10 protein-coding genes and 1 pseudogene are annotated in these 14,822 nt (G+C 41.0%); 7 read left to right on the forward strand and 4 right to left on the reverse strand.

Annotation, left to right across the window (positions count from 1 at the left end; translation table 11 throughout):
- Positions 1-357: 357 nt before the first annotated feature.
- Entirely contained in the window at positions 358-2,556 is a 2,199-nt protein-coding gene (locus tag ABZA00_RS03980; protein ID WP_372880850.1) for a hypothetical protein, read from the forward strand.
- An 86-nt stretch (positions 2,557-2,642) separates the two neighbouring features.
- On the opposite strand, the gene ABZA00_RS03985 is transcribed toward ABZA00_RS03980, so the two are convergent.
- The 4 genes and pseudogenes from ABZA00_RS03985 to ABZA00_RS04000 form a co-directional block, all read right to left on the reverse strand.
- On the reverse strand, positions 2,643-3,122 hold the full coding sequence (locus tag ABZA00_RS03985) for a tyrosine-type recombinase/integrase (RefSeq protein ID WP_372880851.1): 480 nt from the start codon (positions 3,120-3,122) through the stop codon (positions 2,643-2,645).
- A gap of 50 nt (positions 3,123-3,172) precedes the next feature.
- Positions 3,173-3,925 (reverse strand): IS21-like element helper ATPase IstB, encoded by a 753-nt coding sequence (gene istB / locus ABZA00_RS03990; RefSeq protein ID WP_372880852.1) that lies wholly within the window; start codon positions 3,923-3,925, stop codon positions 3,173-3,175.
- A gap of 9 nt (positions 3,926-3,934) precedes the next feature.
- A complete protein-coding gene (gene istA / locus ABZA00_RS03995; RefSeq protein ID WP_372880853.1) occupies positions 3,935-5,479 on the reverse strand; it encodes an IS21 family transposase in 1,545 nt (514 codons plus the stop codon).
- Between the two features lie 216 nt (positions 5,480-5,695).
- Positions 5,696-5,809: pseudogene (locus ABZA00_RS04000) on the reverse strand (site-specific integrase); the annotation flags it as partial.
- Positions 5,810-6,076: 267 nt separating this feature from the next.
- Here ABZA00_RS04000 and ABZA00_RS04005 point away from each other — a divergent pair.
- The 6 genes from ABZA00_RS04005 to ABZA00_RS04030 are packed head-to-tail and all read left to right on the forward strand — an operon-like array spanning position 6,077 to position 14,821.
- Positions 6,077-8,206, forward strand: a complete 2,130-nt coding sequence (locus tag ABZA00_RS04005) for a RecQ family ATP-dependent DNA helicase (protein ID WP_372880854.1) — start codon at positions 6,077-6,079, stop codon at positions 8,204-8,206.
- Positions 8,206-9,645 (forward strand): DNA-processing protein DprA, encoded by a 1,440-nt coding sequence (locus ABZA00_RS04010; RefSeq protein ID WP_372880855.1) that lies wholly within the window; start codon positions 8,206-8,208, stop codon positions 9,643-9,645. The genes ABZA00_RS04005 and ABZA00_RS04010 overlap by 1 nt, the downstream gene beginning before the upstream one ends.
- Entirely contained in the window at positions 9,646-10,026 is a 381-nt protein-coding gene (locus ABZA00_RS04015; protein ID WP_372880856.1) for a hypothetical protein, read from the forward strand. It begins immediately after the preceding gene.
- 15 nt (positions 10,027-10,041) lie between these two features.
- Complete coding sequence (locus ABZA00_RS04020; RefSeq protein ID WP_372880857.1) at positions 10,042-12,087, forward strand: class I SAM-dependent DNA methyltransferase; 2,046 nt, start codon at positions 10,042-10,044, stop codon at positions 12,085-12,087.
- Entirely contained in the window at positions 12,087-13,640 is a 1,554-nt protein-coding gene (locus ABZA00_RS04025) for a hypothetical protein (RefSeq protein WP_372880858.1), read from the forward strand. Before ABZA00_RS04020 ends, ABZA00_RS04025 begins: the two co-directional genes overlap by 1 nt.
- Complete coding sequence (locus ABZA00_RS04030) at positions 13,640-14,821, forward strand: hypothetical protein (RefSeq protein WP_372880859.1); 1,182 nt, start codon at positions 13,640-13,642, stop codon at positions 14,819-14,821. Before ABZA00_RS04025 ends, ABZA00_RS04030 begins: the two co-directional genes overlap by 1 nt.
- Position 14,822 lies beyond the last annotated feature (1 nt).

Raw genomic sequence — 14,822 nt, forward strand, 5'->3', positions numbered from 1 at the left:
TCGCGCATTCCAAACTCCGGTTTTTTTAATGTAATCAATTGGTTAGCACTATTAATTATAGTAAATCTACCGGAGTTTTCCTTCTTTTTTGCCTGTTTTTTTATATATTTCAGTATGTTAACGTTTCTGGATGAGAACTAGATATGATTTTCGGCAGAAAAAGCCCATGCAAAAGCACAGGCTGATTGAGGAGGCTGGTCGATATGAAACCTAAGGCTAAAGTTAGATCTTGTCGATGACTGCAGTGAAGCTGCTGTTGCATAACAAACGTTGTTATGTCATTAATTAACACGCTAACCATTTAATCTATAAATGATCCTGTAATAATTAATTCTTCCCAAACCAACTGAGCAATTTATGGACTGTGTAATAAAAGGAAATTACTTCGAGCAAAAATTCACTACACTCACTGACAATGGATTTAGTATCGATGACTCTGCAATCGAAGTGATTGAGGTTTATTTATCAGGTAAGCCAGTCAAATCTAAAAAACAAAAATCAGTGAATAATAACCAATTATTTTGGTCCTCTAAATTCCTATGGGATTTGAGTGATAACGTTTTGAAATCAGAAGCGTTTACCCTAGCTTTAGCAAAATACTTCACCATTGATAATTGCTCTAATTTCAGCTTATTAGAGAGCCTTGCCCACAAGGCTCCTAATGTAGTCAGAAAGGGGTTACGGTGTTCTGAACTGGTTTTAAGGCCAAATAGCAGAAAGTGGATTGAAGCAAAGCAATTAGCTGAGCGGGTACCTAATGCATTGCATGAACTGATTAATATTTGTAAGGCATTCCAAAGGGCACATAATGATCGTCTCGAATTGGTAGCTAAACATCATGAGCCCTTTAAGGCGTTAACTGTATTTGAGTTATTAAGTTATTCGAGTGTGTATGCCTTCAAATATCTATTTGATAATCCTGATGCACTTGATGGCAGTGTTATTTCAACAGATGAACGTTTCAGAGCGTTAAAAAAGCTTGTTGAGTGGAAATTAAGCATCGCAGAGCCCAACTCATTTACACTTACGGATAGTGTGATAGGGAAATCACTAAAAAGACATCAATCACCATTAGTTTTTCCTTCCCAGGATGATTCATCAATACCTGAGTTTTATTTATACCATTTTGAAAAGTTGATGCAGGCACAAGTTGAGTTAGATGGTTTTTTATCTCGAAGCGTAACACCATTTTGTTTCGATGATGAGTGCGAATACTATTTCGATGGTGATCAATTAGGTATGCACAACCATAGTGACGTTAGTCATCAGGTTTGGTTGCTAAATGGTAAGAAACAAAGTTTAATCGATGGATATTGGCTAAATCGAGGCTTGCAGGAATTTATAGACAGAGGTCTTGCTGGTGGAATGATTGGGTCGGCAGAAAATCATGAAGATAACCAAACCGCCTATATCAAATCGTTAGGTGCCTATTTACAACTTTCTGAGATTTATGGTTTAAACAAATCAGTACAAACTGATAATGGCTTGAAAGTAGACATTCACCAAGCTTTGTTATCGCTTGAGCTGATGATCGCTTTTTATAACAAAGATTACATTGAAGTATTTGCTCAAAACTTACATAAAACGGGGGATTGGCAAGTATCTTTAGGCTTGTTAGCGCTGAGTGGCTTAATTGATCCGGCTAATATGCAGAATAGGTTTCCTATCACCTGGCAAAACTGGAAACAAAAAGCGCAGAATATAGTTGGTTGGACCGTATCTGATACTTTTCCCAAAGGTAATATTAAAGCCGCTGAAGCTATTCTTGATTTTTGGACCCTTGATTTTAAAAAGTGGTCTGCCCAGCTAAAAGCTAATAATCATGAAAACCTACCTCAACTCACTGAGAGGCCAATCTTTAAAATTGGTCATTACAGTGTTCAGTTACCTTGGATGATGGCTAATCAGTTAACCAACGTAAATGTGATAAATACACTACGTCGCTTTGCGAATAAAAGATCGGAGCTACATAGTGAAACTAGCAGAATTGAAACTAATCTAGGAAATCAATTCAGAAAACGTGGCTTTACCGTTATTGAAAGTTATCACCCAGAAAGGACCGAAGGGTTTAACCCAGGTGAAATTGATTTGATTTGTGTGCTAGATAATACCGTATTAGTACTTGAGGTTAAGTCGACGTATAGAAGAAATAGTAAAAGGGAAGTTTTACGCTACAAACATACCACATTAAGAAAAGCGGGCCAGCAAATAAAAAGTAAAACCGAAGCAGTGAAGAGCTTGCTAGAAACGGATGAGACTTTCCGGGAACTAATAGGTATTAAAAATCCAGGGGATCCTAACGTAATAGGGTGGATAGCTGACACCAGCTTAGAATATGACCATGAATATTTTAATGGATTTTTAAAAGTATCTGTTGAAGAGTTACATATTGCGTTAAGAGATGAAGCTGAAATGCTGGTGGACTTTATGGAGGAATTAAATGTGAAGCAGGATCTGGTAAAAGAAACACAGTCTTTATATCCAACTGGCTTTAGTGCAAAGGGTTTTGTCGAGGTTATTACATTATCAAAGCTTTGGGCTGCAAAACTAAACTAACTGTCACGGCTACAAAAAAATACAAATTACCCAAATGCACAATTTGTGCATTTGGGTTTTATGCAGTTGGTGGTGTCCCCCTAAGGTTAAATCTCCAATTCAACAAAATCTTTATCTACATCATCCTGGGTAATGCCGATATAACGAAGCGTCACGCCTTCGCTGCTATGGCGAAGCATTTTCATTACTCGGGCAATATCTTTGGTGTTTTGATAAAGATGATAACCACGCGTCTTACGCATTGAGTGAGTGCCTAACGACACATTGACTTCTTGACCAATCATCGCAAAGGCTTCTGATACGGCACGTCGTGTTAGCGGTTTAGGTGTCTTATGAAGGGATTGTTGATTACGGTAGGATTGAAACAGGTACACATGGTCTGGGTGCTCTGCTTGAATCTGTTTAATGGTTGCTAACGCTTTTTGATTTAACTGGATGTTAGCCAGCTTACCGGTTTTGGATTCCTTAATTAACAACCTGTCGCCATGAATATCATCAAACTTAATTGAGAGTAAATCAGAAATTCGTAATGCCAGGTGCGTATTAACATGATGCCGATCGCTCAATAACATTCATCGCGATCGGTTTTTTGTCTGTCTGTAGACCTCAGTAAAATCTAACTTAGGTGATCGGGTGACGTCAAGGAATTTAGTTTTTTACGCATCGACTCTCCCTTTAATTCAAGTTTAATTGAGCCATGTACTAGGCGATCTAATATCGCATCTGCATGTGTTGATTCCCCAATCATTTCATACCAATTTTCTATCGGTAACTGACTGCTGATCATGGTCGATTTGGTATCGTATCTGGCATCGATTAGCTCCAATAAATCACTACGTTGCTGCACGGTTAACGGCTCTAATCCCCAGTCATCTAATATTAATAAATTCGCTGAACTGAGTTTGTTGATAAGTTTTCGGTAGCTGCCGTCTGCCTGTGCAAGATACATCTTTTCAAGCAATTCTTTGAGCCTAAAATAATAAACGCTTTCGCCTTGCTGACAGTGATTGTATCCAAGCGCGCAAGCGAGATACGTTTTACCGCACCCAGTCGCGCCGGTGATAAGTATATTTTGATGTAGCCGTAACCACTCTCCTTGGGCGAGTGAGCGTATTTGAGCTTTGTTGATTTGCCGTCCCGATTGGTAATCTAGCTGCGCTAATTGTGCACTAACCCGGAACTTTGCCTGGCGTGTTAAACGTTCAACCCTGCGGTTATCTCGCTGTGTTATTTCATTATCCAGTAGCAGCGCCAGACGCTCTTCAAAACCAAGTTCGACATAGGCATTCGGTTGTTCCGTTTGCTGTTTGAGCGCATCACGCACGCCACTTAGCTTTAGATGATTGAGTTGTTGATAGACTGTTTTCATTTTATTTCCTTAATGGTAATAACTGTTTCCGCGGATGTTTTCATGTTCAATTTCATTCAGTAAATCAAGTTGAACTTCGGGTAAGGCTTGTTTATCTAAGCCCTTTTCAAGGATGTTGGTGATTTGCTTTAAGCGGGTTGCCCCCATCCACAATCCGCGATGACAAGCGGCCTCTAACCGTGCAGGGCTGTATTTTTTGGCAAGGCTAAGTAACCCTAAACAGGCGCGGTAACTTTGCTCCGGATGCTTTTTCGCCTGTAAAAATTCAATCACCAGCGTCTCCGTTGATTTACCGATATCTCTTGCCCAACTTTCAAATCGCTGGGGTGACCATTGTTGCTGCTTTTGATGCGCGATGGGCATGTGCCGTTCGTTTGTTGTGTGCCCACCAAACCGATGATCACGAGGATGAACTGCAACCTGTTTTCCTTGATGGTATAACGTCACTAACTGGCCTGTGACATGTGCTTCAAGCTTTTGTTTTATCAAACAATGAGGGACAGAGTAGTAATGTTTTTCTACTTCAACATGGTAGTCAATATGTACTTTTACCTGCTTGATTTGGGTAAAGATGTAAGCCTTGTCTGGTAAAGGCTTTAAGACGGGTTTATCGAGTAATTCAAATTGTGATAAGCGGGAACCTGGTTTCTTCTTCATTTGACGCCCGTTTAGATCAATCAACAATTCTGCAATACGCGTATTCAATTGACGCAAACTGAAGAAGGGCTCGTGACGTAATCGCGCCATGATCCAGCGCTCTACAATTTGCACACCAACTTCCGCTTTGGACTTGTCTTTAGGTTTATAGGGTCTTGCCGGGACAATGACGGTGTTGTAATGCGCGGCAAGCTGCTGATAGGTTGGATTTAGATCAGGCTCGTAACGACAAGCCCGTGTTACACCACTTTTCAGGTTATCTGGAATGATTAATTCCGGCACGCCGCCAAGAAATTCAAAGCAACGTGCATGGCTCATCACCCAGTTTTCTAGACCTTGGCTAAATGTGGCTTCAGCATAGGTGTAATTTGATGCCCCCATTACGGCAACAAAAACCTGTGCAGTTCGGCATTCACCGGTACTCGGATCAGTAATGTTCATAGTGGGGCCACAATAATCGACAAAGAGTTTTTCACCGGCTTTATGGTTTTGGCGCATGGAGGGTTTCTGGCATTTCAGCCAGGTTTTGTACTGTCGACAGAAGTGATTGTAACTGTAAGCTCCTTCTGGATGCCGTTCAACATACTCCTGCCAGAGCAAAAGTAATGTCATGGTTTTTGGCCTCAGCTCTTGTTGTAGCACCGCCCAATCGGGTATTGCGAACTGCTTTGGTCGGGGCTTTGATTTAAGGAATGCTCGTTGCAATGATTCATCATCCCACTCTTCATTTAAAGGCCAACTGGTGATCCCCATGGATGCAGCTCGCGCAGAATAAGTGGAAACAATGGAAGCTGAAATTGACAAGCTTTTTGCTATTTGGCGGTGGCTGAGTAAACAACCGTATTTTAGTCTTAAGATCTCTTTTAGTTTACGCATAGAAATGTGTACCGTTGCCATGGTTACTCCCCAAATGAAATTAAGAAGAATAACGTTTAGAAATACCTACAGGCAGACAAAAAAGTACAAACTATGAGCAATAACATTTAAGCCGATCACTCAATAACATTTTTACCAAAAGTGATCGGCATGAATGTTATTTGGTGATCGCGATGGATGTTATTCGGTGATCGGGTCAGAGGTTATTAGGTGATCGGCATGGATGGTAATATGCACCAGGTTTAAACCAATATTCCATATGTCAGCCATTTGCTTGCTGTAACGGCGCTCTAACAGGTGGCTAATCAATTTAACCTTATCCAGGTCTTTTACTGCTTGTACTTCAGCCATAATTTGGCTCCTCTGTGAATGGGTTCAAAGAGGTGATATATGTTTGAAAATATTTTGAATAGGGTGTTATCAGTGTTATCGATACTGTTCATTTTTATTCAATTGATAATATAAAAACAAACTAAATTGTTTGTTTTGTCGACCGGTTGTATGGAAATTAATTAAATATCAAATTTAGCTATTGTTACATATCAATATTTACCTTAGTCTGTGAAGACGTATTGTAATTTCTGCTATTAAGAAACTTCAAATAATCAAGGTGATATGATGGATAAACTAGAAGCTGAAGTCTTACTCCAAACTGCAATAAATCAACCAGAATCAAAATTTCGTGAAGGTCAATGGGAAGCTATTGATGCTTTGGTTAACCATAACCAAAAGCTGCTAGTCGTACAGCGAACCGGCTGGGGTAAAAGTTCTGTTTATTTCATCAGTACTCGTATTTTCAGAGATAGAGGGCAAGGGCCGACTATCATCGTATCACCACTCCTAGCATTGATGCGTAATCAAATTGAGTCTGCCGAGCGCCTAGGTATCAATGCAGTTACTATGAACTCAACTAATACAGATGATTGGCAGAGAGTTACACGTGATATTTTGAATGATGATATTGATTGCTTGCTGATTTCACCAGAACGTTTAGCTAATGATAAATTTGTTGAAACAGTTTTACGGCCAATTGCCGATAGAATCGCACTTATGGTTGTAGATGAAGCACACTGTATTTCAGATTGGGGGCATGATTTCCGTCCAGATTACCGTCGCATTGCAAATATCTTAAGTCTGCTGCCATCCAATACACCGGTCTTAGGTACAACTGCTACTGCCAATGATAGAGTAGTGGAAGATATTCAAAATCAACTTGGTGATATTGAAATTCAAAGAGGGTCCCTCATCCGAGATACCTTAGCACTTCAGAATATTACTCTGCCTGACCAACCATCCCGACTTGCTTGGTTAGCACAAACAATCCCTAATTTAGAGAGAACAGGTATCGTTTACGTACTTACTCAGCGAGATGCTGAAATTGTTTCTCGCTGGCTCAATGTGTGCGGTATTAATGCGAAGCCTTATTATAGTGGAGTAACACATCCTGATTTCGTTAATGCTAGGGGCACACAAGATACAGATGCTTATAGACAATATCTTGAACAGCAGTTGTTAGACAATGGGCTAAAAGTACTTGTTGCGACCACTGCTCTTGGGATGGGGTATGATAAACCTGACCTAGGTTTCGTTATTCACTTTCAGGCACCTGGGTCTATTGTCGCTTTCTATCAACAAGTAGGTCGTGCAGGTCGAGGCATTGATTCTGCTATTGGCATATTGATGTCAGGGGAGGAAGATGGTCGGATTCATGAGTTTTTTAGAAAAAATGCTTTTCCAACTCAAGCCAATGTTCAGCGTATTTTAAACGCGCTCGCTCACGTAGATTATTTAACCCCTGAAAATCTTGAGAAAGAGGCAAACCTACCTCAAAAACGCATTGAACATGTTTTAAAGTTTCTCGCAGCTGAATATCCTGCTCCTGTCGGATGTGTTGGTAAAAAATGGAATCGCAATCCGGTTCCATACAAAATGGATATGATAAAGGTTGAAGAGATCACTGCGATTAGAGAAGCAGAATGGACCGAAATAAAACAGTATTTGGAAAGTACAGATTGCTTAATGCTGACAGTTCGCAATGCCCTCGATGATAAAACTGACGAGCCGTGTGGCAAATGTAGAAATTGTGTAGGCCATGATCTGTTACCTACAGATGTAAATCAACAAATGGGCCAGGCTGCTGCAGACTTTTTATCTCGGAGCGAAATAGTGATGGAACCCAGGAAGCAAATAGCGGCTTCCAACCTTGAAGCGAGTAAAACATTTGTTCAGTATGATTTCCCAAGAGCTCTTGGTGAGTTAGCTGCTCAGGAGGGGCGAATATTATCACGTTGGGGCGATGCCGGATGGGGGCAAATGGTTGCAGATGACAAACACAATAACCACTTTCGAGATGAGCTTGTTGATGCGACTGCTGAAATGATCATTGATCGATGGAAGCCTGAAGCGTTTCCAGCTTGGGTTTGTTGTATACCATCATTAAACCATAAAACTTTAGTACCTGATTTCGCGAAACGTTTAGCTGCTAAGTTGGGACTACCATTCGTAGACTCTTTGGTCAAAGTGTTAGAGAATGAACCCCAAAAATGGCAGCAAAATCGGTATCATCAATGCTCTAATTTGGATGGTGCTTTTAGGGTCAATCAATTAGGTCCTGAAGGTAGTGTTTTATTGGTTGATGACGTAGTACGTTCTAAATGGACGTTTACCGTCGGCGCAGCACTATTACAACAAGCTGGCAGTGGTAAAGTATACCCAGTCGCTTTAGCTTCTACATCGGTGAATGATTAATGAATTTAACAACCACAGCACAAGCTATTATCCTGCTTACCAGCTACTTTGGTAAGCAGGATCATGATGCCGCAAAACCACTCACAAATGCCGAGTGGGCGCGGTTTGCTTTGTGGCTGCGTGATAGCCAACTCAGTCCTGCAGACTTGTTAGGCAAAGATAAGCAATCGCTGCTTTCTCAATGGCGAGATCCAAAAAACAAAATAACAACAGAGCGTATAGAAGCGTTATTGCAGCGTGGTCACAGCATGGCATTAGCACTTGAAAAGTGGAGCCGTTCAGGCTTATGGGTCATTACGCGTGCAGATAAAGACAGCTACCCTAAACGTTTATTACAAAAGCTAGGTAATCAAGCACCGCCAGTCCTTTATGGCTGTGGTGATAAAGAGTTACTTAAAGCGGGGGGGGTTGCTGTCGTAGGGTCACGTAAAGCAGAACTTTCAGATTTAAATTATACAGAGCAACTTGGAAGTAAAGCTGCTCACTCTGGTATCGGTATTGTATCTGGCGGTGCGCGAGGCGTTGATGAAACATCAATGTTGGGTGCGATGAACGCTGGTGGGAATGTTATCGGTATCTTGGCTGATAGCTTATTAAAAGCATCAACTTCAGTTAAATATCGCAGTGGCTTGATGGATGGCAATGTGGTGCTGGTATCGCCATTTTATCCTGAAGCGGGCTTTAACCGTTTTAATGCAATGGATCGTAATAAATATATCTATTGTTTAGCGGATACATCCATTGTGGTGCATTCTGGACCTAAAGGTGGCACTTGGGAAGGCGCACTTCAGAACCTTAAAAAAGGTTGGGTGCCTACTTGGGTAAAACAGACGCAAGATCCAACAGCTGGTAATGCTGCCATTGTTAATGCTGGCGCTCAGTGGTGTACTGATTCAATTAATGAGTTAGATATTGTCTCTTTATTTGTCAATGCCCCAACCAGTGCAGCTAATACTGTTAGTCAAAATGATCTGTTCAGTCAGCCCCAACCGGATCTTTTCTCGCAACCAGTTGAAGATTCAGTATCAAGCGATAGATCAACGTCAAGCATTGTTGATGACGGGCATGAGCAAAACAGAGTTAACCTCATTGAAAAGACGGCTCACCAGACTGTTGAATCAGATAGTATCGAATCAGAAAACGACTCGACAGCGAAGTCTTCAGAAACGGTTATAGAAGGGGTCGAAGAATCCAAAACAGTTTCTCCTGAACCACAAGTTAGCCTTGTTTCCAAAGAGAGTTTTTTTAAGTTGTTCCTTCAATACTTACAAACAACTGCAAGTGAGCCTATTACTGAAGCTGATTTAGTTGAATCAACAGGGTTACATAAAAGCCAAGTGAAAGCTTGGTTGGCCACTGCAGTGGATCAAGAACTAATAACAAAGTTAGTAAGACCTGTCCGTTACCAATGGAATAGTAAAAAGCAAGGTGAGAAATAAATGATAACTCATCAAGTATTAAACGACATCAAACAAAGCTTATCCTCTCCCAAGTTAGCAAGTCAGCTTGTCAGTGATTATCAAAAAGAGCTTACTGAATTAGGGTGGAACCAGCAGCAGTTGGCGCTTTATTTTGCTTTGTTGCCAAATACTGAAGTGACTGCACAAGGTGATGACTGGCAAATAACGATGACCGGGCAAGAACAAACACTAGAGTCAGCATTAGAAGCAATTTTAAAAGATGCCAAAAGGCCAGTAGCAACTGATAAACTGGTACAGCAACTTAAAGCATTTAACACCAGTGGACCCCAACTGATAGCAATTGCAAAAGTACATCCGAATATGAACTCGATAGGTGGCCGCGCCATCTCTCTTAAATAATTAAAAAGAATAAATATGACAACTGATAAAAAGTTAACTAAAGCTCAGCAAGCTGAAATTGAACAAGCAAAAGCAGCAAAAGAAGTACTCGAATTTAATACTGAAAAACTAACGGAAGCTTACGATGCTAAAGGGTTTAACCAGCAAGCATCTTTAACTACAAGCACGGATGACCAAACGGCTACTTTAGTCTTTGGTAAAAATTCAGATGGCATAGATACTCACCGAATTTTGCTTTGGGTAATAGCGGAAGGGCAATGGCAGCTCGCTAATGCGGATGAAGTTGAAAAAGTTGTCATTGATACCGCTGGCGCGTTGGATGATGCAGAGTTCCCTAAGTTTGTGCATGTATCAGACGGTAAAAATACAAAGCTGTTTGAGATGAACTTCCCACCTCTTGAGGTGGATCAAATTCCTAATGTTCAAGACATTAATAAATACACACAAATAAAACGTGATCCTACCTATTACTGGTCTCGCGAGATGTATGAACGCTTAATGGGAGGGTTAGATTATTTCCATGAGACGGTTTATACCAAAGAGAAAGATAATGTTTCTAATAAAAATGAAATTATCGAAGAGGTAGCTAAATTCCTGTTTCTGGAAACCTTCCGTATTCACCACCCCAATCAAACCTTCACCTATGGTGATAACAGCTTCCTGTTTAAAGACGTATTCGATTGGCAATATATCGAGCAGCATAAAGCAGAGGCCGTAAAGCAGATTAAAGTAGCTTTTGATGAGCTTAAAAAACATGTTGATTATGTGGTTATTGATGATGCAGATGAAAAGCATCCGATCTTTGATGAAGAAACTCACCTGCGTTTAGCTAAACCGGGTAATTACCTTGCGTTGATGCAGCTAATCCAAGATTTACCCGGTATTTACCTTAATGCTGAATACAACAAACCTGCTTCTGAGCGCGCTATTATTGCGGGTAAAGAGCATCCAAACTTGGGGGCTGTCGCCGCCGATGTGCTGGGGCGGGTATTTGATGTGTTCCTACGTGGTAATTTTGAATCTAAAGGTGGTATGGGCGTTTATTTAACACCAGCACCTGTAAAGCAGTGCATGCTGCAGATGGCGATGCACGATATTTTACAAGAATCGCCAGAGCTCCTAAATACTAAGGGGAGCGACAATAAACCTGTTTTTCGCTTTTGTGATCCTACTTGCGGCTCCTATGGTTTTGGTTCAATTGCTCTAGGTCATGTTGAACGTGCATTAATGGAAGTGCTGGGCGCAGAAACGGCAGATGACGTGCGCCGCAATGAACATTTTAAGGCAATGTTAGAGAATAGTTTTGTTGGAGCAGATGCTGCACCGTTAATGGTAAAATTGGCGCGGGTTAATATGGCGTTATTGGGGGCGCCCAAAGCACAAATTTTTAAGACTGACAATTCATTGACGACTACCCAGCTACAAGCGGGCAGTTTCGATCTGATCTGCACCAACCCTCCTTTTGGTAAGTCTAAATCGTCAATTTTCGAGATCTTAGAACAATATACCACTGACTTACACGAAGCCCAGAAGGGGGGAGGTTGGACCTACAAACCAAGTGTTTATGGTCGCGCTCTAGGTGGCAAGCCCAATTCAAAAGATCGTTGGAAACTAGCCAGTAACAGTCTGGATATGGCAGTACTGTTTATAGACCGTTGTTTAGAGTTATTAAAGCCTGGTGGCCGCTTATTAATGGTATTGCCTGACGGTATATTGTGTAACTCTGGTGACCGATATGTTCGCGAATACATTATGGGTAAAAAAGATGAAAGTACCGGTAAGTTTAGTGGTGGCAAAGCCATTATCAAAGCCGTTGTTTCTTTGCCATCTGATACCTTTGCGCTTTCAGGTACAGGGGCTAAAACGAGTATTCTTTACCTGCAAAAACGTGATGCTCACCATGAGGACGAAAACACTTTTGCTAATCAGGAACAAGGTGAAGTGTTTATGGCAGTGGCAGATACCTTGGGTTATATCGTTAAAAAAAACGTAGAAGATTACTCAACAGGCGTGCCTAATGACCTTGCTGCCATCGCTGGTGCCTATGTGAGGGGGGAGTGATGAAACACTCAAAAATAAGCGATTTTGAACTCACCGAGAGATTAGATGCAGAGTTTTATCGACCAGAATTTATCGACAATCAAAAACATCTAGTGGAATTAGGTTGTACTGTTCCACTTAGTAACGCCTTAAAAAACATCCAGCTTGGTTACACTGGTCCTACTGAGATTTATTATGATCCTGAAGGTGTTTATTACTTATCAAGTAAGAACATAGTTAATGGTAATATTGAGATTGGAGCTAATACAGATAAAATAGGATTTGAGTTCCATAATGGTAAATTAAGCAAGACCAAAGTTTTTAGTGGTGACGTACTGATAAGTCGTACAGGGTCTGTGGGTAAATGTGCCTTGATTGGTGGAAATGATAAAGAGTTCAACATTGCAGCTCATTTAATTGCATTAAGAATAAATAACAACTTTGACTCAGCTTATATTTCATGTTTCTTCAATACTAAATTTGGTAAAAATCAATCCATTAGGTTGCAAAGAGGTACGATAATTCAAGGCCTGAGTATTTTTGATGTACCAAATATACTAATCCCAAATTATTCTAAACAAGCCCAAATCTACATAGGTAATAAAGTCCGTCAAGCTGAATTTTTGCGTGAGTGGGCAAAAGATAAAGATGAAGAAATCCAAACTTATCATCAAACGTTTATACCGGTGCAGACTAAGCTTGATTTCGCAAAGAAAACACGCTTAGTTTCGACACAACAAATGACGGAACGAATGGATGCTCATTTTTACCCAGGAGTTGTAGATACATACTTAAATCAAGACTTAGATAGTTTTGGAAATCTATCTAGTTGTTGTATTTCTATATTTAATGGTCAAACACAACCAGAAGGTGAAAACAACTGTTGCGAGCAAGTTACAGTGGCTAACTTGTCACCGGACTACATTAAGGGCCAGCCAAGAGAAGTTGAAGCGCCTAGTAAGAACGAAAAGTTTACTAAAAAGTACGATTTACTAATGTGTAATGCTGCACATAATAAATCATACATAGGCAAGGATATAACTTTTGTTCATAGCGACAAACCGTTACTTCCTTCAACTGAAGTTATGGTTATAAGGACCGATCCTTCAAAAATACCTGCTTCATATTTACGTACCTATTTGTTAAGCAAATTAGGTTATGTACAAATCCAATCAACTATTCGTGGTATTACTGCCCATTCGTATCCTGTTGATATGGCGAAGTTAGATATCTACATTCCTAAACTCACAGGTAAGGAGCTAATAAGCTGGCTTGCAACTGATGAGTTGTTGGCAAAAGCTGGTGTTGCTAGCGAGTGTTCATCTCGATTAACTGTTACGACCAAGTTGATAATGGAAGCGTTAATTGAAGGTTTACTATCTGAAGATGAAATCATTACTGCCCAACAAGCCCTAGAAAATGGTGATGATACAAAAGACAAAGCAATCCTTCGCAAGCTTACAGATAAAGGTTATGCAGCAAAAGATGGTAAGCCACTCTTCTCTGATTTAGATACTCTTTATGAATTACTAGATGAAGCCGAGCTTGATCAAAAAGAGAAGGAGCAGAATTAATGCTAACGAGTAAGGATGCTCAACTTTTACTTGATCTCATTGAACATGGTGTTTGTGTTAACAAACCAAACTTGGACGTGCTGCGGCCCTTGGGAATATGGCATTTATCCAATGATCAGCAAAGCTTAATTGCCAGCCAGCTGTTTGTAAAGTTACGGCAGTCCTTACCTACCAGCCAAGATGCTTTAGCTGCTATTGTGGCAACGCAAGCTGAATATCAAACGGCGTGGAGCAAGATTATTGCCGCGCAGCTAAAAGATGCAGGTAGCCGACAAGACGATGATGCCTTAGTTGAACAAATCAGCCTGCTAGGCAGTGCGGCGGGGAGCGTGTTAACGCAACTTGATGTCGCGTCATTGCAAGCGACTGACTTTGCTGATATTGAGAGCTTAGTCTTTGGTCAAGGCGCAGAGCAAAATGCCAGTTATCCAAAATTGCTGCGTGCATTAGCCACTGCAGCCACGATGAACAATGATCATGTTGGTGTTGATGAACTTAGTCAAATCAATATTGAAAACACCTCTGCAGCTTGGCAAGCCCATCGCTTAATTCAAATGCCCTGTGCAATTCATAGTAAACCGGGTAAAGGCAATGGTGTTTATCTGTTAACTGGCAATGTTTCTCCTATCGAGTCTGAAAGCGATATGCAGAATAGCCTCGCTTGGCTATTGCAACACCCTTGGGCGTATTTATTGGCGCAAGTCGCCTATGCACAAGATATATGGCGATCAGAGCAAATTGCTGGTGGACTGAGATTAGAGATAGATCCAACTCAGGCCAAGTATTTCATGCAGCCAAGTCAAATTCAGGTGATTGTCACTACACGCGATGACTTAGAAGTAAGTTGTGGCACGTTAGCTGAATTACTTTTACGCGTGTTAGATAGCTTGGACATCTCCCTGTTTAGCGAACTAACTGCCGATCAACAAGTTACCAAGCTAGATGCTGCCCTTGCGCCTGTTATTGGTTGCATGGTGGAAGCCAAAGTTTGGCAGTTTGTTCAGGGCAGCAGTAAAGATATTCCCCATTATCAAATTAACCCGCAGTTTGAACCCGTACCGAATACACGTTTGGGCACTATTGGTTTTGCTCGTCCTGGACAACACATTACCGCAGCAATCCGCGAGCAAGCAGAACGCTGGGCAATAGAATTAAGTGGCCGAATAAGGCGTGTTCGATGAG

The sequence above is a fragment of the Psychromonas sp. genome, assembly GCF_041586535.1.
Lineage (GTDB): Bacteria > Pseudomonadota > Gammaproteobacteria > Enterobacterales > Psychromonadaceae > Psychromonas.